Raw genomic sequence first — 22,739 nt, 5'->3', positions numbered from 1 at the left:
GGCCGGGTCAGCCGGGCGTCGGGGGGTGCGGCACATGCGTGTGCTCCTCGCTCTCGATGAATGTGATGAGCAGGAGACGCCATCGGGTACCTGGAGGGGGAGGTCCTGACACAGTCGTCGCGGTTCACCCCGCCGGTCGTCGAACCAGGATGATCCCCGCCGCCGGTCGTACGGATCACCGCGCCGGGTGGTCGTTTTCTGGTCGTTTCCGTCGGTGGGTGGGGAATCAGCACTACGACTGTTGACAATGGGTCGCTGATCAGTCACTCATTGTGCTGGGAGGTGGTCATGGGCATGCAGGGGCAGGGGGAGGGGCGTCCGGAGCTGGCGCGGGCGCGCAGGCGGATGGGCATGAGCCAGGACGCGATCGCGGAGGCGCTGTGGGTGTCGCCGACGACGTGGAGCCGGTGGGAGCGGGGGAGGCAGGAGATCCGGCCGGTGTACCGGGCGCGGATGGCCGAGGTGTTCGGGGTCGACCCGATCGAGGTCGAGCGGTGGGTGGAGGGCGGGGAGCCGGTCGATACGGAAGCCTGGCTGTGTCCGGACTTCAGTGACTTGTCGCTCGCGGCTACCGTCGAGGCGGCCGGGCGACTGTGGAGGTGCGACGTGGATCCGGATCGGCGTCACATGCTGGCCGCGCTGCCGTTCGTACCCGCTACCCTCGCGAGCTGGCTCTCGGCATGGAGCTACGGCGCTCCGGTCGCGTCGGCGGCGCGTCAGGGGTCCGGACCGGCTGTCGGGCTCTCCGACGTCCAGCGGATCGTCGAAGCCCGGCAGGCGTTCGGGCAGATGGACCACCAGTTCGGCGCGGGCCTTGTCCGTCCCGCCGTGGTCGACTACCTGAACACCGTCGTCGCACCGCTCCTACGTGGCCGCTACAACGACAAGGTCGGGGCCGAGTTGATGACGGCAGCGGCTGCGATGACCCAGATGGCCGGTTGGACCGCTTTCGATCTTGATCACCATGGGCTGGCTCAGCAGTACTTCGGACAAGCGCTCAGGTTGGCGAAAAGCGGAGACGACTCTCTGACGGGTGCCTGGGTGCTGGCCAACATGGCGAATCAAGCGCTACATCTCAACCAGCCCGCTCAGGCGGTCTGGTTGACTCGGGCCGCGATGGACAGCGCCCGCCGTGTGCAGGCTCCGCCACGTGTCCTAGCGATGCTTCTGGTCAAGGAAGCGTGGGCGACAGCCATGCAGTCCCGACCGGACAAGACCCACGACACGCACAGCACTCATGGGGTGGAGCGGCTGCTCACTGAAGCGGAGCGGATGCACGCCAGGGGCAAGACCGATCGCGATCCGGTCTGGGCTGCGGCCTGGATCGACGAGTCAGAGCTCATCGCCCAGATGGGTATGTGCTGGGACTTGCTTGGTGATCATAGGCGCGCGGCGGGCTGCGCGGAGTCCGCGGTGCGCGAGTTCGCGACAAAGCGCCCTCGATCGGCCCAGCTCAACCGGGTGAACGCCGCCGAGGCCTACCTCGGTATGGGCGAGGTCGAGCAGGCCGTCGAGTCGGCCCGGCCGGCGATCCCGATGGCCAGGTCACTCACGTCCGTTCGATCCGTCGAACGCATCCGGAAGTTCTCCGACCGCCTTGAGCCGTACGCCGAGACCATCCAGGTCAAGGAGTTCCGCGCCTACCTGAACAGCCAGCTCGCCTCCTGAAACCTGAACCGCGCGCCCGTACGGCACCGCCATCCAGGTCAAGAAGTTCCGCGCTTACCTGAACAGCCGGTTCGCCTGCACGGCTATAAGGCCCACTATCCCCTCGCCTGGTGCGCGATCCGTTACCCCCTCAACACGCGGCGATCCACCTGGTGGAGGAGGGCGGGTGGGGGAGTTCTAGGGTAAGGAGCGTCGTGGGTAATCGCAGGTGGGGAGTGGCGATGGGGGAGTACAGCGTGCGGGTCGCGGGGGACGCGGACATGCCGGGCGTGCGGGAGGTGGCCACTCACTTCGAGCTTCTGGACGACTGGGCGGGCATGCCGGACTTCCTCGACGCCGAGCGGGCGTTCGGCACGCTGCTCGTCGGGGAGGTCGACGGGCGCGTGGTGGGGTTCGGCGGGGTGCTCCGCCGGGGGGAGGTCTCCCACCTGGGTGACCTGTTCGTCCTGCCCGAGCACCAGTCGTCCGGGATAGGCCGGACGATCCTGAGCCGGCTGCTGCCGTCCGACACGCCACGGGTCACCTTCGCGTCGGACGACCCGAGGGCCCTCGGGCTGTACATAAGGCAGGGGATGCGTCCGGTGTGTCCGCTGATCTACCTGACCTTCTCTCCGCCGGGGGCCTCGGACGGGCCGGGCGGGCGGGGGCCGGTGGGTGGGACCCGGGCGGAGGCGGGGGAGCCGTCCGGCATGCGGGAGGTCGTGAAGCTGGACGCCCGGATCTCCGGTGGCGACCGGGCCGGGGCCCTGTCCTGGTATGCGGGCCTGCCCGGGGTGACGCTGCACGTCACCGGCGGCGGGTACGCGTTCGCGAGGGAGACCGGCGAGGACCTGGAGGTGGGGCCGGTGGGGGGTGACACCCCGCAGGACTGCGCCGACGCGCTGTTCGCGGCGGTCGCCGCGCATCCGGGGGTCGACGAGGTCCAGGTGGCGGTGCCGGGCGTGCACCCGCTCCTGCCCCAGCTGCTGGAGGCCGGCTGGGAGATCGACGACATGGACACGTTCATGTCGACCGAGCCGGGCCTGGTGCGGCTGGACCGCTACCTCCCGCATACCGACCTGGGGTAGAGCGCAGGTCCCCGCTCGGACGACGGCGGCCCCGGGAAGACCCGCTCCCGGGCGACCCGATCGTGCTAGCCGTCCATACGTCGTGACCGGCTTGGGCGGGTCGTCTACGTTTGGAGCGGCTTGGGTGAGTCGTCTACGTCGTGAGCGGCTTGGGTGAGCCGTCTACGTCGTGGCCGGCTGGTGGGAGCCGGCTACATGGCGACCAGCCAGCCGCCGTCGACCGCGAGCGTGTGGCCGGTGACGTAGGCGGACGCGTCGGAGGCGAGGAAGACCACGGCTCCGGCCAGGTCGGCGGGCTCTCCGACGCGCCCGAGCGGGATGTGCGTCCTGACCAGCGAATCCTCGACGTCCTTGGTGGGCAGCAGGTCCGAGGTCATCGCGGTGCGCATGTACCCGGGGGCGATGGAGTTGACCCTGATCCCGTGTTTGCCCCATTCGTAGGCCATGTTCTTGGTGACCTGGACGACGGCGGCCTTGGAGGCGTCGTACACGGAGGACCGCTCGCCGTCCACCACGAGGCCGCCGATGGACGAGACGTTGATGATGCGCCCGCCGCCGCGCTCGCTCATCCGCCGCGCGGCGCGCTGGGCGACGAAGTACGTGCCGCGCAGGTTGATGGACAGCGTGGTGTCGAACTCCTCCGGCGTGGCGCTCAGCGCGTCGTTGCGCAGGGAGACGCCCGCGTTGTTGACCACGATGCCGGGGAACTCGTCTGCGGCGTCGAGCGCGTCGAAGGCGTTGTCGATGCTTTCAAGCGAACTGGCGTCCATCTCCAGCGGCAGGCATTCGACGCCGTTGTCCTCCAGGTACGCGCAGCACCGCCGGGCGGCGTCGAGGCTGACGTCCGAGGCGATGATCCGCGCGCCGGCCGAGCCGAGCGCGCGGCACTGCGCGCGGCCGAGCCCGCCGGCCGCGCCGGTGACCAGGGCCGTCAGGCCGTCCAGGGAGAAGAGCCTGTCCAGGGAGAAGAGGTCGTGCGAGGTGGAAGTGGTGGTGGCCGGCATTCGGTGAAACTCTCCTTCAAGGTGCCTGCGGGACCGCCGTGAACGGGCTTACAGCCCGTAGTTGGTGAGGATGTCGGCGATCTGCTGAGAGTCGTGCAGCACGTGCTTGCGGATGTGCTCGCTGGCGGACTCCGGGTCTCCCTCGGCGATCGCGGCGGCCAGCGGGCGGTGGTCGACACCGGTCCAGTCGGGGGTCTCCACCACCTTGGAGCAGAAGTACCACTGCCGCAGCGCGAGGTTGAAGTGGATCTCCGCCGTGGCGGCGAGGTAGTCGTTGCGCGTCATCCGGTACATGCTGCGGTGGAACGCTGCGTCGAGGTCGATGCACTGCTGCAGGTCGTCGGTCTCGAACTGCCGCTCGGAGATCTCGGTGAGCCGCTCCTTCTCCGTGCGCGACCCCCGGGTGCACGCGAGCGCGGCGGAGAGCCCTTCGAGCTGGAGCCGGAGCTCCATGACGGACCGGGAGTCCTTCAGCGCGATGTCCGTGGCGAACGTGCCGCTACGCGGATAGATCACGACCAGCTTCTCGAACTCCAGCCTTCTGATCGCCTCGCGCACCGGGGACGTGCCGACCCCGAGGCTGGCCCGCAGCTCGGGCTCGCTGAGCCGCTCACCAGGCATGATCTCCACTCGTACCAGCCGCGACCGTAACCTGGCGCCGGCGGACTCGCTCAGCAGGCTGCCGGCCGACTGCTCGCCGGCGCCCGTCCCGGCGTTGCCGTCGACGTGGGCAGAACTCACTTTTCGCGACCTCTCCGCACGAGGTTGCCCGTCGGGGCGGGCCACCGCGTGCACGACTCTCAGCGACCGGTGATCAGAGGGAGCGGGCCTCGCCGGGACCGCCCGCAGTGGCCGCCAGCACGTCGTCGATGACGGTGGAGATGCCGTTCTCCACGGTGCAGGCGTAGTCACCCAGGGAGTACTCGCCGCCCAGGACCTCCACCACCTTGAGCTCCACGCCGTTGACCGACAGCGCCGGGCCCAGCTCGACCTCGGCGGGCCCGAACGCCTTGTGCCGGAGCGCGAAGTCCTTGGAGGTGTCGCGGGAGATGATCTCGAAGGTGGTGAAGCCGGGGCCGTTGGCCTCGGGGAGAGCGTGGACCTGCAGGTGGGGGTACATCGTCATGTCTGCCCAGGCCTCGTTCGAGTAGCCGTCGTCGGAGGTCATCGAAATGCCGAAGATCAGGCTACCGGCTCTTCTGACCGTCCCCGCAATGGCGTTCCCATCCTGGGTGAGCTCTATCTCGCCGTACTGCTTGGGATAGCCCCACACCTCACGGCCGAACGCGACGCTCCAAGGCTGGTCCTCGAACTCGAAGTAGTAGTTGACGCCCACGTGGTCGCGGTAACGGACGGGGATCACCACGCCGGAGTCGTAGAAGGCACCCGGGGTCGCGTTCGCGAAGTCCGCGATCTGCACGACGAAGCGGTCGTCGGCGAGCTCGAACGGGGTCGGCTCGAGCAGCGCTTCGAGGTTCGCCCGGTCGCCCCGGCAGTAGACCGACAGGGTGCGCAGATCCTTGGCCCAGTACGGCTGGTCGCCACTCGGGTAGCCGAGGTAGGCGAAGAAGTCCTTGACGTCGTAGTTCTGCTTCATGATTGGTATTCCCGTTGTCGTGATGTGTAGAGAGGCCCGCCAGGAGGGGTCAGTTGCGGCCGGCCTCGTGGATCTTCCGGAGGAACGTCCGGAGTTCGGGCGCGCGAGGAGCGTCGAAGATCTCCTCGGGAGGGCCCTGTTCGAGGATCCTGCCCTTGTGCAGGAAGCAGATCTTGGAGGAGATCTCGCGGGCGAAGGGCATCTCGTGGGTGGTCATCATCATGGTGATGCCGTCCCCGGCCAGTTCGCGTACCAGGTTGAGCACCTCGATCACCAGCTCGGGGTCCAGGGCCGAGGTGATCTCGTCCAGCAGCAGCACCTCCGGGCGCATCAGCATCGCCCGGGCGATGGCCACGCGCTGCTGCTGCCCGCCGGACAGCTGGTCGGGGTAGGCGCCGACCTTCTCCTTCAGTCCCACGCGTTCGAGCATGACCCGGGCGTCCGCCTCGGCCTGCTCCTTGGTCGCCACCCCGGCGCGCACCGGAGTGAGCGTGCAGTTGCGCAGCACGCTCATGTGCGGGAAGAGGTTGAAGCTCTGGAAGACGATGCCGACGCGGCGGCGGAGCCTGACGAGGTCGACGCCCTCGCCGGAGATGACGTCGCCGCCGAGTGAGATCAGTCCGCCCTGGATCGTCTCCAGCCCGTTGACGCATCGCAGCAGCGTGGACTTTCCCGACCCTGAGGCGCCGATCAGGGTGACCACCTCATGCCGGTCGACGGCGAGGTCGACGCGGTCGAGCACCGTGTTCTCGCCGTACTTCTTGGTGACCTGGTCGAGCTCGACGAATGCGGTCCGCACCGGCTCAGCCCCCCTGCTTCTTGCTGCTCGACCGGGCGAGCATGTAGTCGACGAGCCGGGTCTGCGGGATCGTGATGAGCACGAACAGGAAACACACCGCCGTCACCGCGGACAGGTTGAAGTCGTTCGCCGAGTAGATCTTCGCCTGGCTGAACGCGTCGATGATGCCGACCACGATGACCAGCGAGGTGTCCTTCTGCAGCCCGATGAACGTGCTCAGCATCGGTGCCGCGATGTTCCGCGACATCTGCGGCAGGATGACGAACCTCAGCACGTCGGGCTGGGAGAGTCCCATCGACAGCGCCGCCGAGGTCTGCCCCTTGTTGATGGACTCGATGCCCGAACGGTAGAGCTCGGCGTTGTAGGCGCTGTAGGTCAGGGCCAGCGCGACGATGGCGTAGAGGATCGGGCCGCCCTCGCTGAGGACCGGCACCTCGGTGATCGGGAGCCCGAAGCACACCAGGTAGATCAGCACCACCGACGGGATGCCGCGGAAGACGTCGATGTAGGCGACGCACAGCGCGCGGACCGGCCAGAACCCCTTGCCCGGGAGCAGCCTGCCGACGGCGAGCACGAGCCCGAACACCATCGCCAGGACCTGCGCGCCGAGGGCGATCTCGACGTTGACGAGCAGCGCCCTGCTCATGTCCGCCATGCTCTTGGCCATGAACCCGGGGTTGAAGAACGTCTTCTGCACCGCGCCGTCGTTGGTGAAGATGAGCAGGCCCACCAGCGAGACCAGCACGACGAAGCCGGTCAGCCCCAGTGAGGCGATCGACGCGTTCCTCGACCGCGCGGCCGCCTCGCGCGCGGCGACGTACCGCCTGCCCTCCCACTCCTGTTCGGAGTGCCTGCCGCGCCGGTACGCCGTCAGCAGCGGGCCGCCCACGATCGCGGCCGGCAGCACGAGCCCGAGCACCACGCGCAGCGGCTGGGCGGTGGTGACGGTCGCGCCGACCAGCTGGTAGCAGAGCACGAGGGCGAGCAGGGCCAGGACCGCGGCTCCGTTGAGGTACCCGCGCGTGCTCAGCGGGCGGGCGTACGCCACGGCCTGGCCGCGGGGCACGTCGCCGCCGGACGTCCGCGCGTGGGAGCCCCGGACGCTCACGGTCACGCCGTCCAGTCGGGCAGCGCGTTGGGGTCGCCGCCGAGGATCGGGTTGAGCCACTTGTTCATGATCGCGTCCAGGGTGCCGTCCTGCCTCATGTCCGCGATGATCTGGTCCACGACCTGGACGTTCGGCGAACCCTTGGGGAAGAGCGGGGCGACGTCGCCGCCGACCGGGTACTGGCCGATCACCTTGAGCCTGCCGCCGGAGCTCGCGGCCCGCGGCATCACGGTGGCCGTGTCGTTCAGGGCGGCGTCGATCTGCCCGGCGAGCACGGCGTTGAAGAGGTCGTCGTTGGAGTTGAACACCCGCACCTGCTTGGGCTTGAGGTTCTCCTGGACGAACTTCAGCTGCACCGAGCCGGCGAGCACGCCGACGGTCGAGCCCTTGATGGTCGCCGCCGTGAGGGCTGAGTCCGGCTTGACCAGCACCCCCGAGTTGTAGGTGTTGTACGGGGCGGAGAAGTCGACCACCTTGCGACGCGCCGGGGTGTCGTAGATGTCCCACACCGCGAAGTCGAAGTCGGAGGACTTGGCGGTGACCAGGGCCTCGAACGAGGCGTTGACCAGCTTGATCTTCTTCAGTCCCGCGCGGTTGGCGATCTCGGCGTCGAGACAGTACATGTACCCGCCGTCCACGCTCTCCAGCGTGTTGCCCCGGTAGCCCGCCGGGTAGGGCAGCGACGCGGCGACGGTGAGCGTGCCCTCCTGCAAGGTGGTCAGCTTGTGGACGGTCGGGTTCGCGGTGATCTCGCACTCTCCGAAGGAGGACCCGCTCTTCCCGGCGGCGGAGGTCTCCTGGCCGCCGCAGCCCGCGAGCACAAAGAGCGCGGCCGCCGCGGCCGCCGCACTGCCGATCTTGAACGGCTTGTTCACGCCGCACCTTCCCTGGTTCGTCTGACCGCGCAGCGCCGCACAAGCCGGCTCTACGCTCCGCCCACGTTGATATTTAACTGAAATGTCAGTGATGTGCGGGTGACATTACACAGACGTTCCTGGTTGTGCCAGTGTGGGCGGAGTGTCCGTTATGGAAATGAGGTCTATCACCGCACCGGCAGCGAGGACAGGACCGTACGGGTGTGGGACCTCGCCGCCAGGAAGCAGATCGGGGCGCCCCTCACCGGGCACACCGACTGCGTGTGGACCGTCGCCTTCGGACGGCTCGGAAGCCGGTCCGTCGCCGTCACCGGAAGCAGGGACGAGACGGTGCGCGAATGGAACCTCGGCCCGCCCTACCCCTCCTGACCAGATCGACGCGGGGTCCGCGCAGTGTCTCAGTGCGTCTCGTCCGGCGCGAAGTAGTCACGCAGCAGGGCGATCTTGCCGTCGCGGAGGCGGAGGATCTGCACCAGTGACATGGTCGGCTCATCGGATAGATCGCTGGGATAAGGTTCACGCTCGCCCATACCGCCAGTCCACCGCAGCCACAGTGAACGTCAACCTTCCCATGTGATGCCAGCCGGTGAAGTTCGTGCACCAGGGCCAGTACCGTCACTGATATGGGACTGCTGTTGGTGTTGCGTCCTCCGCAGCCTCGTCCGAAGAGTCTGCGTCGGGCTACTCGGGTGCAGCGTCGTGATCACCGCCGTGCCAATGTCGAGGAGTGGGGGACGGCGGAGCAGCGAGGTTGGCTGCTGGGCGTGAAGGTGGAGGAGCTGTTGCCGCTGGTGAACGGCGCCGGGCGCAGCAGGCTACCGATTCTCGGGCAGTTCGACCCATGGTCGGACACCGTTCTCGATCGCCGCGACCTACCCCAGCTTGGGGCTGATATCGATCGCCTGGAGGCAGTTGCCGGCGATGACGCACAGCGCGAGTTGGTGGTGGCCCTGCGGAAGCTGCTGACGAGCTGGCGTGCAGAGCCCGATCTGATGTTGCACTGCTACGGGGATTGACCGCGCGTCGGCACGCTCTGCGATGGGCTCCGAAACAGCCACTCAATTCCCCGCTGTCAGCTTGGGAATCGTACGGATCCGGCCTGCTCAGCAGTACGACGACACAACGAGGATTGTTCAAAGCCTCATTGATGTCGGTATCCAAGAGTCATTCCGATGTGCCGCCACCAGGCTCTCCGTTGCTGTGGTCATGAAAGCCTCCGGGAATCACGCCGAGTTGTCGCATCTGCGAGGCGATGTCGACGACCCCCCAGATCTCAGCGATTCGGCCGCCGGCGAAGCGGAAGATGAAGATCTCGTGGTACGTGACGGATTTGCCGGTCGGTGGGAGACCCCTGTACTCGCCCTGCTGCGTCCCGGTAACTGTGTTCCTGCAGACGACCTTGTCCCCCTCAGCAATCACATCCTCGACCGCAACCTGAATGTCGGGGAACGCGCGAAGGAGCACCTCCCACACGTACTTGAGTGCCTGCGCCCCCGTCGCATCAATCGGCACTGGCGCGTGGAACAGCACGTCCGGCTCGACGACCTCGTCGATGGTCTTCGAGATGACCTCCGCATCGCCGCTGTTGATGGCGTCATGGAAGCGGCTGAACGTCGCTTTGTTGCTTGTTGCCTGGGCTGTTGACATGTGGCTTCTCCTCGGTCATGGGAACATTCGGTGGTTGTCGCTGCGCACAGCCGGGGACTTGGCTCCGGTGTGCGGCAGCCCGTCCGGGTCGGGTCACTTCTGGAGGACGGCCTGGATCTCGAACTAGATGACCCAAACTGGCAGAGGGTAATTCACCACCGGTTTCATGTCGTCCTCATCGTCGTCCAGTCATTCGGCAGGTGCGTCCAACTGTGGGCGTCTTCTGCGCTACCACACCGGGATCAACTGCCGGGTCGATCTACGACGCCTGGAGTAGCCCGGCAATCGCATGGACGAATGGGTCGCGTCGTCCCACGTCCGCTGCTGAGCGTGGGAGCGACAGTTCACCGGCGGGGCCGGGGCCTGTTCAGGCGTTCTCGGATTCGAGTTCGCGCATGACGGCCGGCGCCTGTGCGGCTAATACATCAATGACAGTGTCCACCAGATCGCGCAAGGTCGGTGGCGGCGCGCCCAGGGTGGGTGGCGGCGCATTGGCGCGGTGGAGGCAGTGTACGGCGGGCGGCCCGTGTTCCCGCCGTCGGCCGGGACCGGCGTCCACGCCGCGCGCTATCGTCGCGAGTGGCACGTGAACTACGACATCTGGTCGAACCACTCGATGAGCTCTACGTCGCGCGCAGTTGGCCTGACCCGTTCGCTTCGCCCGACGGTGGGTGGTGGGCGCGGCGATGCTGGGGCTGATCCTTGGATCGGGTGCTGGAGCCGTTCAAGTCGGCTGTCAGGACTGTCGATGCAGGTAGGCGCGGACGTCGGCGGCCAGCGTTGTGAGCTGTTCTCCGGCATCCAACCAGGTCGTGATGGAGGCTTCCCAGGAGTCTTGGCGAGATGACCAGCGCCGGAGGGTCCAGGTCAGCTCGACATGGCCGCCGGAGTGGAACGTCGCTCGGAGCGTGTTTTCGCAGGCCGTGGGACAGGTGGCCGCCCCGGCGCGGAGGTCTCGGCATCTGCCGCACCGACTACCGTCGGACGGAAACGGCTGACGTGAAGGCCGGCACGCCCGGCGGAGGCCGGGTGTGACAACGAGAACACGGTGGACAGTGGCGATGAGACTGCGGCAGCTGGAGTACTTCGTTGCGGTGGCCGACCATGGATCGATCCGCAAGGCGGCGGCGGTCCTGTTCGTGGCGCAGCCGTCGCTGTCGACGCAGATAGCGGCGCTCGAGCGGGAGGTCGGTGGGGTGCTGCTGAACCGGCAGCCGCGGGGAGTGACCCTGACGCCGGCGGGCCGGGTATTCCTGCGTGAGGCGCGTAGCACGCTGGCGGCGGCTGAGCGGGCAAAGCGGTTCGCGAGCCTTGCCCTGGGCGGCGAGCAGGGCGAGCTGAGGTTCGCCACGGTCCTGTCGATCGCGGCGGGGCTGGTGCCCGCCGCCCTGCTCGCGTGGCGGGCCGGGCGGCCGGACGTTCGCGCCTACCTGCATGAATACCGCAGCTCGGCGGAGTTGGAGCGCTCGACCCTGCAAGGGCTGCACGATTTCGCCGTCGGCCCGAGACCCTCGGCGGCGTTCGAGGTGATCGAGTTCATCGGAACCGAGGAGTTCGTCGTGGTCCTTCCGGAAGCGGATCCCCTCCTGGACTCGCGGAGCGTCGATATCTCCGCTCTTGGCGACCGGCCATGGGTGTTGTTCTCACGTGACCACGGCCTGTCCGCCATTCTCGGTGAGTTGTTCGCCGCCGCGGGGATCGCGCCGGAGAGTGCCGTCTACACCAGTCAGACCGACGTGGCCGTCCGTCTGGCGACCGTCGGGCTCGGGCCGACCATCGTCCCGGACAACGTCGTCCCGCGGCCGCTGCGGCGCTATGCCCGATCGCTGGCGGTGCCGTTGCTTCGCGACCTTTACGCGTACTCCACGACTCCGCTGCCGAGCCTTGCCCAGCCATTTCTCGATGAGCTGAGGGGCGTGGCCGCAGGTTATGAGCGATAGGCCCAAGCTATCGCTGTGCTAGTGAAATGGGGACTATTCGCTATTTCTTGCGGCTCCTAACGTGTGGGACCACCGAGAAAGTGAGGAAATGCACGGTGACCCCACAGGCTAGCTATGCCAACGAGTTTCCGCTGGCCGGAGACCTGATCGCCTCCGGATTCGACGGCTGGAGCGAGCAGTTGAAGCAGGAGTTCAAGGACAACGCCTACAACGAGGCCATCGGCTCCAGGGTGCTGTCGGAGGACGGCCGGGTCAGGGTCTGGTACATCGAGGTGCCGCCCGGTCACAGACTGCCCGCGCACCGCCACACGCGTGACTACTTCTGGACCGCCTTGCGCGACGGCGCGTCCATCCAGCACACCGACGACGGCACTACCCGCCGCGTCGTCTACGGCAAGGGCGACACCCGCCACTTCGTCTTCCGGGGCGGGAGCTACCTGCTGCACGACCTGGTGAACGACGGCGAGACCACCTTGGAGTTCATCACCGTCGAGCACTTGGCGTAGCGCTCGCGGCAGTCCGCTGGCCGCGGCTGCGCGGCCGCTCCTGCCGAACCCGATCAGGCGGCCGCCACAGCCCGATCGGTTCCCGTACCCCCCATCCCCGCCTGCAACGTCGAAGGTACCCAGTGTCGAGTTCCTCTGTGCATCTGCCCGCCGGCCCGCCCCCCACCTCGTCCTCCCACCGGCGGGTTCTGACCGCCACCACGGTCGGGACCACCCTGGAGTGGTTCGACTTCGCCCTGTACGGGGCCCTTGCCGGCGTGGTCTTCCCGCACGTCTTCTTTCCCACGTCCACCCCCGCGGTGGCCCTCATCCAATCGTTCGCCACCTTCGGCGTCGGGTTCCTGGCACGCCCGCTCGGTGCCGCGTTCTTCGCTCGGATCGCCGACCGGGCCGGCCGGAAAAGGGCCATGGTCGTCTCGCTGACGATGATGGGCGCCGTCTCGCTCGCCATCGCTCTGCTCCCCGGGTACGACACCATCGGATCGGCGGCGCCGGCCGGCCTGGTGCTCCTGCGCTTTCTCCAGGGCTTCTGCCTGGGAGGGGAGGCGAGCTCCGCCCAGGTCATGGCCCTTGAGTACGCTCCCGACAGCCGGCGCGGCTTCTACGGGGCCATGGTGAACTTCGGCAATCCGCTCGGGCAGGTGATCGTGGCCGTATTCATGCTCGGCGCAGGTGCAGCTCTGAGCGAGACGGTCCTCAACAGCTGGGGCTGGCGCATACCGTTCGTGATGGGGGCTGTGATCGCCGTCATCGGCTACTTCATCCGCCGCCATGTGGAAGAGTCGCCGGTCTTCCTGGAAGCCAGCCAGACGGGGGCGCGGACGCGGCGCCCGCTCCTCGACGTCCTGCGGACGCAGCGGTCCAGTGTCGTGCGGCTCATCCTGGTGTGGCTGCCCAACACCGCCCTGAGTTACGTGGTCAGCACGTACTCACTGGCGTACATCGCCGGCAGCCTGGGCATGTCCAGCTCGGTCACCTTCGGGCTCGTCCTGGCTCTGAACGTCTGCGGGCTCGTGCTGGTCCCGCTGGGCGGAGCTCTGTCCGACCGCTACGGCCGCAAGCGGGTGCTGATTTTCACGATGGCGACGTCGCTTTGCGGATCGGTGGCGCTGTTCCCTCTGCTGGACTCCAAGAGCATCCCACTGATGCTGCTGGCCATGGTCGTCAGCCAGGGGTCGCAGTTCATGTCCGCCGGCGTGATGGCTGCGTTCTTCGCCGAGCCGTTTCCGACCGCGGTCCGCTACTCCGGCCACGCCACCGTCTACACGATGAACAACCTCATCGCCGGATCGACCGCGCCGTTCGTGGCGGCCCTGCTGCTGTCGAGCACCGGCACTACATGGAGCATCGTCGCAGTTCTGGGCGCTTTGTACGCCATCGGCATCGTCTCGCTGGTAACACTGCCGGAGACCCGGTGGCGGCCTTTCGCGAGCAACCATCGGGCCGGCGAGCGCGGCACCGTGGAACCGGCCGCTCTGGCCACGACCGACTGACCGAACCACTGAACCGGAGGAACATCTGATGGAAGCGGTAATCAAGACCGGCCCGCACCCGGGCGTCGAGGTGGCCGATGTGCCCGAGCCGACGCCAGGACCCGGGGAGGTGCTGATCGAGGTGGAGTCGGCATCGGTCTGCGGAACCGACTACACCCTCGCGGACTGGACCACCGGTGCTGCGGCCTGGGGCAGCACGTTTCCGTTGACCATGGGCCACGAGTACTGCGGTCGCGTAGTCGCGCTCGGCGAGGGTGTGGACACGATCGGAATCGGCCAGCGGATCGCAGGCGAGTCGCATGTGTGGTGCGGCAGTTGTCCAGCCTGCCTGCGGGACGCGCGGCACAATTGCCTCAACATCATGATCCCGGGAGTGAGTCGCGACGGCGCCTTCGCCCCCCTGCTCGCGGTGCCGGTGTCCGCGTGCTTCCCGCTGGCAGACCGGATCGGCCCTGAAGCGGTCCTGTTCGAGTCCGCGGGCGTCGCGATGCACGCGATCCAGCGGGCAGGAGATGTCCAGGATCGGACCATCGTCATCACTGGCGCAGGACCGGTGGGACTCTTCCTCGTCGCCGAGCTGAAGGCTCTGGGAGCCGGCGAGGTGATCGTCCTGGAGCCGAATCCGGCGCGACGGGAGCGCGCCACCGCCTTGGGCGCGGTCACCTTCAGTGCCGATCAGGTCACCGATCTTGTAGAGCACAGCCGGAGTAGCGGCCCGCTGGGCGGCGCGGAGATCGGGTTCGAGGTCTCCGGCGCTCCCTCCGCCTACGAGACGATTTTCGCCGCCCTTGGCTTGGAGTCCACACTGGTCTCCGTCGGACACTCCTCCTCACCTATCGGTGTCAACATCTCCCGGGACGTCAATCTGCGCGTTATCAACTGGAAGGGCGTGTATGGACGCCGCATCTGGTCCAGTTGGGAGCAGTTGCAGGACCTCGTACTATCTGGCCGTGTCGACCTCGCCTCATTCATCGAGGGCGAGGTCAAGGTGCACGAGCTGCCCGGCCAGCTGAGCGCGATCCGGCAGCTGCCGGGCAAGGTGGTGGTCCGGCCGTGACAGACACCCAGCTCGCGACGGTGACGGGGCTGAACGCCCGGCTCGGGCCGACTATCGCGTTCGTCCACACGGTGACCGCGCTGGCGCCGGTGTTCGAGGACCTCGCGCAGTCCGGCATCGCCGGCGTGAACACCCGTCATATCCTCGACGAGGCGTTGCTCGGCGCGGCGACGGCCGAGCCGGGTCTGGCCTTCGACCGGGCGGTGACGGCGCTGCAGCGACACGTCGACTCGGCCGTGGCAGGCGGCGCCGACGTGATCGTCGTCACTTGCTCGACGCTCGGGCCCGCCACCGATGTTATTTCGGCGACACGAGAGGTACCGGTGATCCGGATCGACCGGCCGATGGCCCGCCAGGCGATCCGCTACCGCCGTGTCGGTGTCATCGCCACCTTGGAGTCCAATCGCGCCGCGAGCCGTGCCATCATCGAGCAGACCGCCGCGCAAGAGGGCAGGTCCGTCCGCGTCATCGATCGCCTGTGTGACGGGGCGTTCGAGCACCTGCAGGCCGGTCGTTCCGACCGGCACGACGAGGCCGTCCGCCGAGCGGTCGCCGATATCTCCGCCGAGGTGGACGTCGTCGTGCTCGCCCAGGCGACCATGGCTGGCGCCCTCGATGGGGCCGATGTTCCCGTACCCGTGCTCACCAGCCCCGCGGCCGCCGTGGCCGAGGCGGCCTTGCACGCACGCCGGTCCACGGTTTCCGGGACGAGACCGTGCCACCGCGGCGGCGTCGCGCAGCTCAGGATCTACCGGATCAGACAAGGCCTGATGGCCGACTGGCTCCCGTTCTTTCACAAGACCCTGGTCCCCCTGCACCACGTGGTCGGCATCCGGGTGCCGGCGGCGTGGGTCAATGTGGAGGACCCGGACGAGTTCGTATGGATCAGGGAGTTCGACTCGGTGGAGTCCATCCCGCAGCAGGAGAACGAGTTCTTCTCCACTGCGGCACGTTCCGCACTCGGCGACGTGCGAGAACGTTACGTGGAGTCATTGCAGGTTCGAGTGCTGGACTCCCGGGAACCGCTCGCGCAGGACGGCTCAGCCCGGACATCCGATTCGAACACCTGAAACGTGGGGGTGCCCTCCGAACTTGGATGGCGGGGGAGTCCTTCACGCTTCCACCGCCGAAATCCGGAGGACACCCCAGACCAGAGCGGGCAGCCCGTCCTCGGCCAGCGCGGTGTCAGACGGTGCTGCGGGAGTGGGCCAGAGCCAGCCCACCGAGGACCATGGCGATCAGCCCAACCACCAGGGCCACGAAGCCCCCGACTATTCCGTAGCCGGTGCCGGGACCACCGTCGGCGGCGGCCACAACCAGCCCGCCGATGAGCGCGCCGGCCAGCCCCGCCACCAGGGCCACGATGGCCCCCCTTCTCCCGGTGCCGGTGCCGGTGCGACCGGCGGAGCGGGCCAGAGCCAGCCCGCCGATGACCGCGCCGGCCAGCCCCAGCAGCGCGGCCACCAAGGACCAGAGACGCCCGGCGGTCAAGGTGTAAGCACCGACGGGCTGGACCAGGACATACGCGGCCGCCGGTGTGGCAAGCCCGGAACCTCCGAGCAGGGCGGCTGCGGCGGCGGCAAGCAGGTGACGGACGGACATGGGGTGCTCCTTCTCCTCCTACGACTGGACGTCGCCTGATCATGTCCGGTGGACCCACCGCCGGTCGTCCTGCGGACGCAGGCAATTCGCGCTGCCGCCGATGTCGCACCCGGTTGCCGCGGATGCCGCAGGCGCCGCGAAAGGTACTGCGTGTGCGGTAGGCGGCTGATCATCCGTGCACAGGAGTCGCCCGCGCGAACATCCGGCTAGGGTGCGCGCATGAGTACAGGACGGTCCGGTGTCCGGTCCGGTGTCAGAGACTGGGCGATCGCCGTCGGCGTGGCGGCGACGCTGCTGGTCACCGGGCTGTCCGGACAGCACTCCGCCACGGACCTCGACCTGTTCGGCTACGCGCTGCTGGCGGCTGGCGGCCTGGGGCTGGCCGCGCGCCGCCGGGCTCCGGTTCCCGTCCTGGCCGTCACCGGGCTGTGCGCGGTGGGTTACCAGGCGGCCGGTTTCGACGTGCCTGCCGTCGCGTACCTGTTCGCGGTGTACGCCGCTGTGCGGGCGGGGCACCGCACCATCACGGTGGCAGCGAGCATGACCATGCTGGCCGCTCTTCCCCTCGCGGCCCTGGCCTCGGGCCTGCATGACACGGGCGAGGCGTTCGCGCAGGCCCGAGGCGCCCTCGAGCTGGCCTGGCTGATCGCGGCCGGCGCCGCGGGTGAAGCGCTGCGGCAGGCCGAGCGGCGGGCGGACGAAGCCGAGCGCACCCGGGAGGAGACCGCGCGGCGCCGCGCCGACGAGGAGCGGCTGCGCATCGCGCGGGAGCTTCATGATTCGCTCACCCACCAGATCTCGGTCATCAAGGTGCAGGCCGAAGTCGCCGTCCACGTGGCCCGCAAGCGGGGTGAACAGGTGCCGGAGGCCCTGCTGGCGATCCAGGAGGCCGGACGTGAGGCGGCCCGGGAGCTGCGAGCGACCCTGGAGGCGCTGCGCGACGACGACATGACCCCGCCGCGTGGGCTCGACCACGTTGCGGAACTGGTGGAACGGGCTCGGACGACCGGCCTGGACGCGACGCTGACGATCGAGGGACAACGACATGACGTGCCGGCCGCGGTGGACCGGACCGTCTACCGGATCGTTCAGGAGTCCCTCACCAACATCGCCCGTCACGCCGCCGCCGCGACGGCGTCGGTCCGGATCGACTACGGTCCCGACGCCCTCGCGATACGCATCGATGACGACGGCAAGGCCACGCCGGACACCGCCCCGGTGCCCGGCGTCGGGCTGCTCGGGATGCGCGAACGAGTCACCGCCCTCGGCGGTCACCTGCGGGCGGCACCGCGCGGCGAGGGCGGCTTCACCGTCCAAGCCGAACTTCCCGTGGACCGAACGTCATGATCCGTGTCCTGCTGGTCGACGACCAGCCGCTCATTCGCAGCGGATTCCGCGCGCTCCTCGACCTCGAAGACGACATCGAGGTGGTGGCCGAGGCCGCCGACGGGAAGGAGGGTCTGGCTCTGGCAAAGGAACATCTGCCCGACGTTGCGCTCATCGACATCCAGATGCCGGTTGTCGACGGCATCGAGGCGACCCGGCGCATCGCGGAGGACCCGGCCCTGGCTGGGGTGCACGTCGTCATCCTGACCAACTACGGCTTGGACGAATACGTCTTCAACGCGCTGCGCGCCGGTGCTGCCGGGTTCCTCGTCAAAGACATCGTGCCGGAAGACTTCCTCCACTCCGTACGCGTCGCCGCGCGCGGCGACGCCCTGCTCGCACCGTCGATCACCCGCAAGCTGATCAACCGGTACGTCACCCAGCCGCTCCGCACCGGCGCCGGCACGGGGCTGAAAGAGCTGACCAACCGCGAACGCGAGGCCGTCGCCCTGGTCGCGCATGGCCTGTCCAACGACCAGGTCGCCGACCGCATGGTGATCAGCTCACTGACCGCGAAAACCCATATCAACCGGGCCATGGCCAAGCTCCATGCCCGTGACCGCGCCCAACTCGTGGTCCTCGCCTACGAATCCGGCCTGGTGGCCCCACGCGACTCCTGACATCCACGGTCCGGGTGCAGGCCTGCCCCGCCGATGATCCTCTTACTGAACGCCCCTCGCAAGCTCCGGTGGAGTCCGCCGTCGGCGAGTCGATCCTCGTTGACGCTGACGGGGCCCCGGCCGTCTGGATGACCGTGGACGGGCAACCGCAACTCGTCCTCTGCGACGGCCGGATCCACGCCTTCTCCAGGGTTCTCACCCCGGGACAAGCTCGACCACATCCGGCAGACCTCTCGGGACCGTGGTCATTGACGCCGCTCCCAGAGCATCACGACGGCCAGCAGTCCCGGCACGCAGGGAAGCATCTGGAGCCATCCGATCGCGGGCGCGAGCCCGACGTCGCCGGAGGTGTCTGCCACGGTCAGCCCGGCGAGCGCGATGCAGAGCGCGACCGCGAAGACGCCGGTCGCCGCCCAACGCGTCCACTTCTTGCCGGCCTTCGCCGCCCACAGCGTCCCGAGCCATCCGATGAAGCCCAACCCTCCCACCACCGACAAGATGACCAGATAGGCGGTGACAGCGGTATCGATCTCGCCGGCACCGTAGGAGGGATAGCCCGCCTGAATGTGGTCGGCCAGGGCATGCGTCGTGGTGCGGTCGACGAACGGGTAGACAGCGGCGATGACGGTCAGGACAAGCCCGATCCACATCGCCGCAAGAAGCCTCCCGCGTCGCCTGGTTGAACGTGCTGCGGTCATTCCTACTGCCATCTCGACTCTCCCGTCTTGAGGTACTGGCTGTCTTGGTGAAAGCGACTCCCTCCAGCGTGGTCACGCGGCGAGGGAGGCGCAGGCCCAATGGTGGTCATCGCTCTTCCAGCGGGACATCTCCGGCGTCGCCGTACATCGCCACCTGGTAGAGGGCCGCAAGCGCCATGGGGTGGTGGTTCCTCTCAGGTGAAACCGGTTCAGGCCGGTGTCCCGCCGGGTTGGGCCGGGGGTCATGCGCCTAGTTATACGGCGTAAAACTAGGCGGCTCATGCTAGTTTTACGCCGTACAACATGTCAAATGAGATGGGATGGGCACCATGACCGCCAGCCGAAGCCGCGGGCAGCACGCCGGCCTCAACAGCCGGGCCATCCTTCAAGCCGCCATCTGCCTCGCCGACCGAGAGGGCCTCGCCGCACTGTCCATGCGCGGGCTCGGTACGGAGCTCGGAGTCAAGGCGATGGCCCTGTATCACCATTTCCCCAGCAAGGACGCCCTGCTCGACGGAATGGTCGAAGAACTCGCCACCGCGGCACCGGTAAGCTTCGACGGCACCGACTGGCGAGATGGACTGCGCGGCTACGCCCGAGCGCAGTTGGACACCCTTGCCGGCCACCCGAATCTGGTCCCGCTCGTCCTATCCCGGCCGGCGACCACCGCGGGCAATCACCGCATGATGGAGACACTTCTCCGATCGCTTCGCACGGCCGGCTTCCAGCCTCGGCGGGCCCTCGACATGGTGTACGCCCTCAACGGGCTGATCCTCGTGCACGCCGCGCTCGACGCCGGCGTCGGCGACGCGCCCCCGCCACACGGCGAACCGGGCCAGACCAGCCGCCTGGCCGACCTACCCGCAGAGACCTACCCGCTCCTCGCCGAAGCCGCCCGAGCCAGCGCGGACCGCGGCCCCACGGCCCGCTTCGAGTTCGCCCTCGAGGCACTGCTCACCGGCTTCGCCGACTCGCGTGGTGAGTCTTGACCGCGCTGTCCATCTGCTCGGCCGGGCCTGTCCTCGTTGACCGGCCCCGGCCTCACCAGGGGCCGGGCGTGGTGGTCGCGGGCCGATTCGCGGTGGCAACGACCTGGTGGCGATAAGCCCGCACCGCCCGGCCCTGTGCCGGGTCGGCCGAGGTGCGAGAGGATGCGGTATGAGCGAGACCTCCACCACCGGTCACGGGATCGCCGGCGACCCCGACCGCGCCCCGGCCAGGTCCCACCTGTACGCCATGGGGCTGGACGACGAGGCGATGCGACGCCCGACGGTGGGCATCGCCTCCACCTGGACCGGCACCATGCCCTGCAACCTCACCCACCGCGAGCTGGCCGCCCACGTCGCCGAGGGGGTGCGCAGGGCGGGCGGGACGCCGCTGGAGTTCAACACGATCGCGGTGTCGGACAACCTGACCATGGGCACGCCCGGCATGCGGGCCTCGCTGGTCAGCCGCGAGGTGATCGCCGACTCGATCGAGCTGATGGGCAGGGCCCACGGGTTCGACGCACTGGTGTGCGTCGTGGGCTGTGACAAGACCGTGCCCGCCGCGATCATGGCGCTGGCGCGGCTGGACGTGCCCTCCGTCGTCCTATACAGCGGCAGCATGATGCCGGGCCGCTGGCGGGGGAGGGACGTCACCATCCAGGACATGTGGGAGGCCCTGGGCGAGCGCTCGGTCGGCGCCGTCTCCCAGGAGGAGGTGGACGACCTGGCCAGGCACGCCTGCCCCGGAGCGGGCACCTGCGCGGCCCAGTACACCGCCAACACCATGGCGGGCATCGCCGACTTCCTCGGCCTGGCCCCGTTCGGCGTGGGCGACATCCCGGCCGTGGCCGAGGGCAAGGGCGCGGCGGCCGAGCTGGTCGGCGAGATCGCGATGGGCGCCCTGGCGCGCGACGCGCGGCCCTCGCGGATCCTCACCGAGGCCGCGATGCGCAACGCGCTGGTGTCGGTGGCCGCGATGGGCGGTTCCACCAACTCCGTGCTGCACCTGCTGGCCATCGCCCGCGAGGCCGGGCTCCCGCTGGCGATCGACGACATCGGCGATGTCTGCCGGCGCGTCCCGATCGTGGCGGGGCTGAAGCCCAGCGGCCGGCACACCGCGGCCGACCTGTGGCGGGCCGGCGGCACCTCGCTGGTCGCGAAGCGGCTGCTGGAGGCCGGGCTGCTGGACGAGGACGTCACGCTGGTGGACGGCAGGACCCTGGCCGAGGTGGCCGGGCAGGCGCGGGAGGCCGAGGGGCAGAAGGTCGTGGCGACCGTCGCCGAGCCCGTCAAGGGGCCGGGGGCGCTGGCGATCCTGCGCGGCTCGCTGGCGCCCGACGGCTGCGTGCTCAAGCTCGGCGGCCGGCCCGACTTCCGTCGCGAGGGACCGGCCCGGGTGTTCGACTCCGAGGAGGACTGCTACGCGGCCATCCAGCGCGGCGCGATCACGGCGGGGGACGTCGTGGTGGTGCGCTATGAGGGGCCGGCCGGAGGCCCGGGGATGCGGGAGATGCTCTCCATCACCGGTGCCCTCGTCGGCCGGGGGCTCGGCGACTCGGTGGCCCTGGTCACCGACGGCCGGTTCAGCGGCGTCTCGCACGGCCTGGTGATCGGCCATGTCGCCCCGGAGGCCCATCGCGGCGGCCCGATCGCGCTGGTCGCCGACGGCGACCTGGTGGCCGTCGACTCCGCGGCGGGGCGGCTGGACCTGCTGGTGGAGGAGGCCGAGCTCGCGGCCCGGCGCGCCGCCTGGCGGCGCCCGGAACGGCCGGTCGAGCGCGGGGTGCTGTCCAAGTACGTCGCGACCGTCGGATCCGCCTCCGACGGCGCGGTCACCTGCTGACCCCGCGCCGCCGCCCTGCGGCTCGCCTCCCGCCTGGACCGCGACCGGGGCCGTTCCCGAGGCCGTACTCGCCGTCACGGGCGGCGGCCCACGCGGCGAAGCCGGGGAACCGGTCCTGATCGGTCCGTCAGGTCTCCAGTCTGTTGAGCTGCGGAATGGGCCACCAGAGAGGTGATCACCGGTCCGGCATACATCATCATGATTCGGACGCTGGTAGACATGTCCCCGTGATTCGTGTGCTGCTGGCCGAAGACCAGCACGTCATCAGAGGTGCCCTCGTGGCGCTGCTCGGTCTCGAACCGGACCTGCGGATCGTCGCCGCCGTCGACTCCGGCGACGCCGTGGTGCCCGCCGCGCTGGCCGAGCTCCCGGACGTGGCGGTGCTCGACATCGACATGCCGGGCACGCTCGACGGGCTCGCCGCCGCGGCCGAGCTGCGTTCGGCCCTGCCGGCCTGCCGCACGCTCATGCTGACCGGATACGGCAAGCCGGGTCACCTGCGGCGCGCGCTCGCCGCCCAGGTGGACGGGTTCCTGCTGAAGACCGCGCCACCCGAGGACCTGGTCGCGGCGATACGCAAGGTGACCAGGGGGGAGCGGGTCCTTGACCCGTCGCTGGCGGTCACCGCCTGGGACCTGGCCGACAACCCGCTGACGGCCCGTGAGGCGGAGGTGCTGCGTCTCGCGGCCGAGGGGGCGGACGCGACCGAGATCGCGGCCAGGATGTACGTGACGGCGGGGACGGCCCGCAACTACCTCACCGCCGTGGTCGCCAAGCTCAACGCCCGCAACCGTACGGACGCGGTGCGCATCGCCGGCGAAGCGGGCTGGATCTAGGACCCAC

The 22,739-nt window shown here is 68.8% G+C and carries 25 protein-coding genes; 14 read left to right on the top strand and 11 right to left on the bottom strand.

Annotated features, from left to right (window positions below; translation table 11 throughout):
• Positions 1 to 288: 288 nt before the first annotated feature.
• The gene (locus OG589_RS15990) at positions 289 to 1,668 is read left to right on the top strand and encodes a helix-turn-helix domain-containing protein (protein WP_405149829.1); all 1,380 of its coding nucleotides are present in this window, start codon (positions 289 to 291) and stop codon (positions 1,666 to 1,668) included.
• A gap of 194 nt (positions 1,669 to 1,862) precedes the next feature.
• Positions 1,863 to 2,735 (top strand): GNAT family N-acetyltransferase, encoded by an 873-nt coding sequence (locus OG589_RS15985; protein WP_405149827.1) that lies wholly within the window; start codon positions 1,863 to 1,865, stop codon positions 2,733 to 2,735.
• 191 nt (positions 2,736 to 2,926) lie between these two features.
• Here OG589_RS15985 and OG589_RS15980 read toward each other — a convergent pair whose 3' ends face one another.
• The 6 genes from OG589_RS15980 to OG589_RS15955 all read right to left on the bottom strand — a co-directional run bounded on the left by OG589_RS15980 (position 2,927) and on the right by OG589_RS15955 (position 8,118).
• The gene (locus OG589_RS15980; protein WP_405149825.1) at positions 2,927 to 3,739 is read right to left on the bottom strand and encodes an SDR family NAD(P)-dependent oxidoreductase; all 813 of its coding nucleotides are present in this window, start codon (positions 3,737 to 3,739) and stop codon (positions 2,927 to 2,929) included.
• A gap of 48 nt (positions 3,740 to 3,787) precedes the next feature.
• Complete coding sequence (locus OG589_RS15975) at positions 3,788 to 4,480, bottom strand: GntR family transcriptional regulator (RefSeq protein ID WP_405149823.1); 693 nt, start codon at positions 4,478 to 4,480, stop codon at positions 3,788 to 3,790.
• 73 nt (positions 4,481 to 4,553) lie between these two features.
• A complete protein-coding gene (locus OG589_RS15970; RefSeq protein ID WP_405149821.1) occupies positions 4,554 to 5,336 on the bottom strand; it encodes an acetoacetate decarboxylase family protein in 783 nt (260 codons plus the stop codon).
• 49 nt (positions 5,337 to 5,385) lie between these two features.
• A complete protein-coding gene (locus OG589_RS15965; RefSeq protein WP_405149819.1) occupies positions 5,386 to 6,135 on the bottom strand; it encodes an amino acid ABC transporter ATP-binding protein in 750 nt (249 codons plus the stop codon).
• Between the two features lie 4 nt (positions 6,136 to 6,139).
• Positions 6,140 to 7,249 carry an amino acid ABC transporter permease gene (locus OG589_RS15960; protein ID WP_405149818.1) on the bottom strand — a complete coding sequence of 370 codons (1,110 nt, stop codon included), beginning with the start codon at positions 7,247 to 7,249 and terminating at the stop codon, positions 6,140 to 6,142.
• A complete protein-coding gene (locus OG589_RS15955; protein ID WP_405149817.1) occupies positions 7,246 to 8,118 on the bottom strand; it encodes an ABC transporter substrate-binding protein in 873 nt (290 codons plus the stop codon). The genes OG589_RS15960 and OG589_RS15955 overlap by 4 nt, the downstream gene beginning before the upstream one ends.
• A 201-nt stretch (positions 8,119 to 8,319) precedes the next feature.
• Here OG589_RS15955 and OG589_RS15950 point away from each other — a divergent pair, with 201 nt between their 5' ends.
• Positions 8,320 to 8,487 carry a hypothetical protein gene (locus OG589_RS15950; protein ID WP_405149815.1) on the top strand — a complete coding sequence of 56 codons (168 nt, stop codon included), beginning with the start codon at positions 8,320 to 8,322 and terminating at the stop codon, positions 8,485 to 8,487.
• Between the two features lie 29 nt (positions 8,488 to 8,516).
• On the opposite strand, the gene OG589_RS15945 is transcribed toward OG589_RS15950, so the two are convergent.
• Positions 8,517 to 8,648 (bottom strand): hypothetical protein, encoded by a 132-nt coding sequence (locus tag OG589_RS15945; RefSeq protein ID WP_405149814.1) that lies wholly within the window; start codon positions 8,646 to 8,648, stop codon positions 8,517 to 8,519.
• Between the two features lie 93 nt (positions 8,649 to 8,741).
• On the opposite strand from OG589_RS15945, the gene OG589_RS15940 reads away from it, so the two are divergent.
• Positions 8,742 to 9,134 (top strand): hypothetical protein, encoded by a 393-nt coding sequence (locus OG589_RS15940; protein ID WP_405149813.1) that lies wholly within the window; start codon positions 8,742 to 8,744, stop codon positions 9,132 to 9,134.
• A 148-nt stretch (positions 9,135 to 9,282) separates the two neighbouring features.
• Here OG589_RS15940 and OG589_RS15935 read toward each other — a convergent pair whose 3' ends face one another.
• Positions 9,283 to 9,765 (bottom strand): ester cyclase, encoded by a 483-nt coding sequence (locus OG589_RS15935; RefSeq protein ID WP_405149812.1) that lies wholly within the window; start codon positions 9,763 to 9,765, stop codon positions 9,283 to 9,285.
• A 736-nt stretch (positions 9,766 to 10,501) separates the two neighbouring features.
• Positions 10,502 to 10,885 carry a DUF6228 family protein gene (locus OG589_RS15930; protein WP_405149811.1) on the bottom strand — a complete coding sequence of 128 codons (384 nt, stop codon included), beginning with the start codon at positions 10,883 to 10,885 and terminating at the stop codon, positions 10,502 to 10,504.
• Here OG589_RS15930 and OG589_RS15925 point away from each other — a divergent pair.
• The 5 genes from OG589_RS15925 to OG589_RS15905 all read left to right on the top strand — a co-directional run bounded on the left by OG589_RS15925 (position 10,827) and on the right by OG589_RS15905 (position 15,831).
• Positions 10,827 to 11,705 carry a LysR family transcriptional regulator gene (locus tag OG589_RS15925; protein WP_405149809.1) on the top strand — a complete coding sequence of 293 codons (879 nt, stop codon included), beginning with the start codon at positions 10,827 to 10,829 and terminating at the stop codon, positions 11,703 to 11,705. The two genes, OG589_RS15930 and OG589_RS15925, sit on opposite strands and share 59 nt — an antisense overlap.
• Before the next feature lie 95 nt (positions 11,706 to 11,800).
• On the top strand, positions 11,801 to 12,211 hold the full coding sequence (locus tag OG589_RS15920; RefSeq protein WP_405149808.1) for a hypothetical protein: 411 nt from the start codon (positions 11,801 to 11,803) through the stop codon (positions 12,209 to 12,211).
• 137 nt (positions 12,212 to 12,348) lie between these two features.
• On the top strand, positions 12,349 to 13,704 hold the full coding sequence (locus OG589_RS15915) for an MFS transporter (protein WP_405149806.1): 1,356 nt from the start codon (positions 12,349 to 12,351) through the stop codon (positions 13,702 to 13,704).
• A 28-nt stretch (positions 13,705 to 13,732) separates the two neighbouring features.
• Complete coding sequence (locus OG589_RS15910) at positions 13,733 to 14,761, top strand: zinc-binding dehydrogenase (RefSeq protein ID WP_405149804.1); 1,029 nt, start codon at positions 13,733 to 13,735, stop codon at positions 14,759 to 14,761.
• A complete protein-coding gene (locus tag OG589_RS15905) occupies positions 14,758 to 15,831 on the top strand; it encodes an aspartate/glutamate racemase family protein (protein WP_405149803.1) in 1,074 nt (357 codons plus the stop codon). The genes OG589_RS15910 and OG589_RS15905 overlap by 4 nt, the downstream gene beginning before the upstream one ends.
• A gap of 115 nt (positions 15,832 to 15,946) precedes the next feature.
• Here OG589_RS15905 and OG589_RS15900 read toward each other — a convergent pair whose 3' ends face one another.
• Positions 15,947 to 16,363, bottom strand: a complete 417-nt coding sequence (locus OG589_RS15900) for a DUF6223 family protein (RefSeq protein ID WP_405149802.1) — start codon at positions 16,361 to 16,363, stop codon at positions 15,947 to 15,949.
• A gap of 219 nt (positions 16,364 to 16,582) precedes the next feature.
• Between OG589_RS15900 and OG589_RS15895 the strand changes: the two genes are divergently transcribed.
• On the top strand, positions 16,583 to 17,710 hold the full coding sequence (locus OG589_RS15895) for a sensor histidine kinase (RefSeq protein WP_405149801.1): 1,128 nt from the start codon (positions 16,583 to 16,585) through the stop codon (positions 17,708 to 17,710).
• On the top strand, positions 17,707 to 18,369 hold the full coding sequence (locus OG589_RS15890) for a response regulator (protein WP_405149799.1): 663 nt from the start codon (positions 17,707 to 17,709) through the stop codon (positions 18,367 to 18,369). Before OG589_RS15895 ends, OG589_RS15890 begins: the two co-directional genes overlap by 4 nt.
• Positions 18,370 to 18,614: 245 nt before the next feature.
• Here the strand turns inward: OG589_RS15890 and OG589_RS15885 are convergent, their stop codons facing one another.
• Positions 18,615 to 19,067, bottom strand: coding sequence for a hypothetical protein (locus OG589_RS15885; protein ID WP_405149797.1), 453 nt, complete (start codon positions 19,065 to 19,067; stop codon positions 18,615 to 18,617).
• A gap of 329 nt (positions 19,068 to 19,396) precedes the next feature.
• Here OG589_RS15885 and OG589_RS15880 point away from each other — a divergent pair, with 329 nt between their 5' ends.
• The 3 genes from OG589_RS15880 (at position 19,397) to OG589_RS15870 (ending at position 22,732) form a co-directional block, all read left to right on the top strand.
• The gene (locus OG589_RS15880; RefSeq protein WP_405149795.1) at positions 19,397 to 20,056 is read left to right on the top strand and encodes a TetR/AcrR family transcriptional regulator; all 660 of its coding nucleotides are present in this window, start codon (positions 19,397 to 19,399) and stop codon (positions 20,054 to 20,056) included.
• Between the two features lie 169 nt (positions 20,057 to 20,225).
• Complete coding sequence (locus OG589_RS15875; protein ID WP_405149794.1) at positions 20,226 to 21,896, top strand: dihydroxy-acid dehydratase; 1,671 nt, start codon at positions 20,226 to 20,228, stop codon at positions 21,894 to 21,896.
• A gap of 227 nt (positions 21,897 to 22,123) precedes the next feature.
• Positions 22,124 to 22,732 carry a DNA-binding response regulator gene (locus OG589_RS15870; protein WP_405149792.1) on the top strand — a complete coding sequence of 203 codons (609 nt, stop codon included), beginning with the start codon at positions 22,124 to 22,126 and terminating at the stop codon, positions 22,730 to 22,732.
• Positions 22,733 to 22,739 lie beyond the last annotated feature (7 nt).

The organism is Sphaerisporangium sp. NBC_01403 (assembly GCF_045040145.1).
In the GTDB taxonomy this organism is placed as follows: domain Bacteria; phylum Actinomycetota; class Actinomycetes; order Streptosporangiales; family Streptosporangiaceae; genus Sphaerisporangium; species Sphaerisporangium viridialbum.
Note: the sequence above shows the minus strand (reverse complement) of the source record. Positions and strands in the feature narration are given on the sequence as shown.

Bases quoted from the DNA above. Each gene is read 5' to 3' on its own strand.
- OG589_RS15885 (WP_405149797.1), bottom strand. From the start codon at position 19,067: ATGACCGCAGCACGTTCAACCAGGCGACGCGGGAGGCTTCTTGCGGCG.
- OG589_RS15980 (WP_405149825.1), bottom strand. From the start codon at position 3,739: ATGCCGGCCACCACCACTTCCACCTCGCACGACCTCTTCTCCCTGGAC.
- OG589_RS15875 (WP_405149794.1), top strand. From the start codon at position 20,226: ATGAGCGAGACCTCCACCACCGGTCACGGGATCGCCGGCGACCCCGAC.
- OG589_RS15900 (WP_405149802.1), bottom strand. From the start codon at position 16,363: ATGTCCGTCCGTCACCTGCTTGCCGCCGCCGCAGCCGCCCTGCTCGGA.
- OG589_RS15945 (WP_405149814.1), bottom strand. From the start codon at position 8,648: ATGGGCGAGCGTGAACCTTATCCCAGCGATCTATCCGATGAGCCGACC.
- OG589_RS15880 (WP_405149795.1), top strand. From the start codon at position 19,397: ATGACCGCCAGCCGAAGCCGCGGGCAGCACGCCGGCCTCAACAGCCGG.
- OG589_RS15940 (WP_405149813.1), top strand. From the start codon at position 8,742: ATGGGACTGCTGTTGGTGTTGCGTCCTCCGCAGCCTCGTCCGAAGAGT.
- OG589_RS15935 (WP_405149812.1), bottom strand. From the start codon at position 9,765: ATGTCAACAGCCCAGGCAACAAGCAACAAAGCGACGTTCAGCCGCTTC.
- OG589_RS15910 (WP_405149804.1), top strand. From the start codon at position 13,733: ATGGAAGCGGTAATCAAGACCGGCCCGCACCCGGGCGTCGAGGTGGCC.
- OG589_RS15990 (WP_405149829.1), top strand. From the start codon at position 289: ATGGGCATGCAGGGGCAGGGGGAGGGGCGTCCGGAGCTGGCGCGGGCG.
- OG589_RS15890 (WP_405149799.1), top strand. From the start codon at position 17,707: ATGATCCGTGTCCTGCTGGTCGACGACCAGCCGCTCATTCGCAGCGGA.
- OG589_RS15895 (WP_405149801.1), top strand. From the start codon at position 16,583: ATGAGTACAGGACGGTCCGGTGTCCGGTCCGGTGTCAGAGACTGGGCG.
- OG589_RS15925 (WP_405149809.1), top strand. From the start codon at position 10,827: ATGAGACTGCGGCAGCTGGAGTACTTCGTTGCGGTGGCCGACCATGGA.
- OG589_RS15970 (WP_405149821.1), bottom strand. From the start codon at position 5,336: ATGAAGCAGAACTACGACGTCAAGGACTTCTTCGCCTACCTCGGCTAC.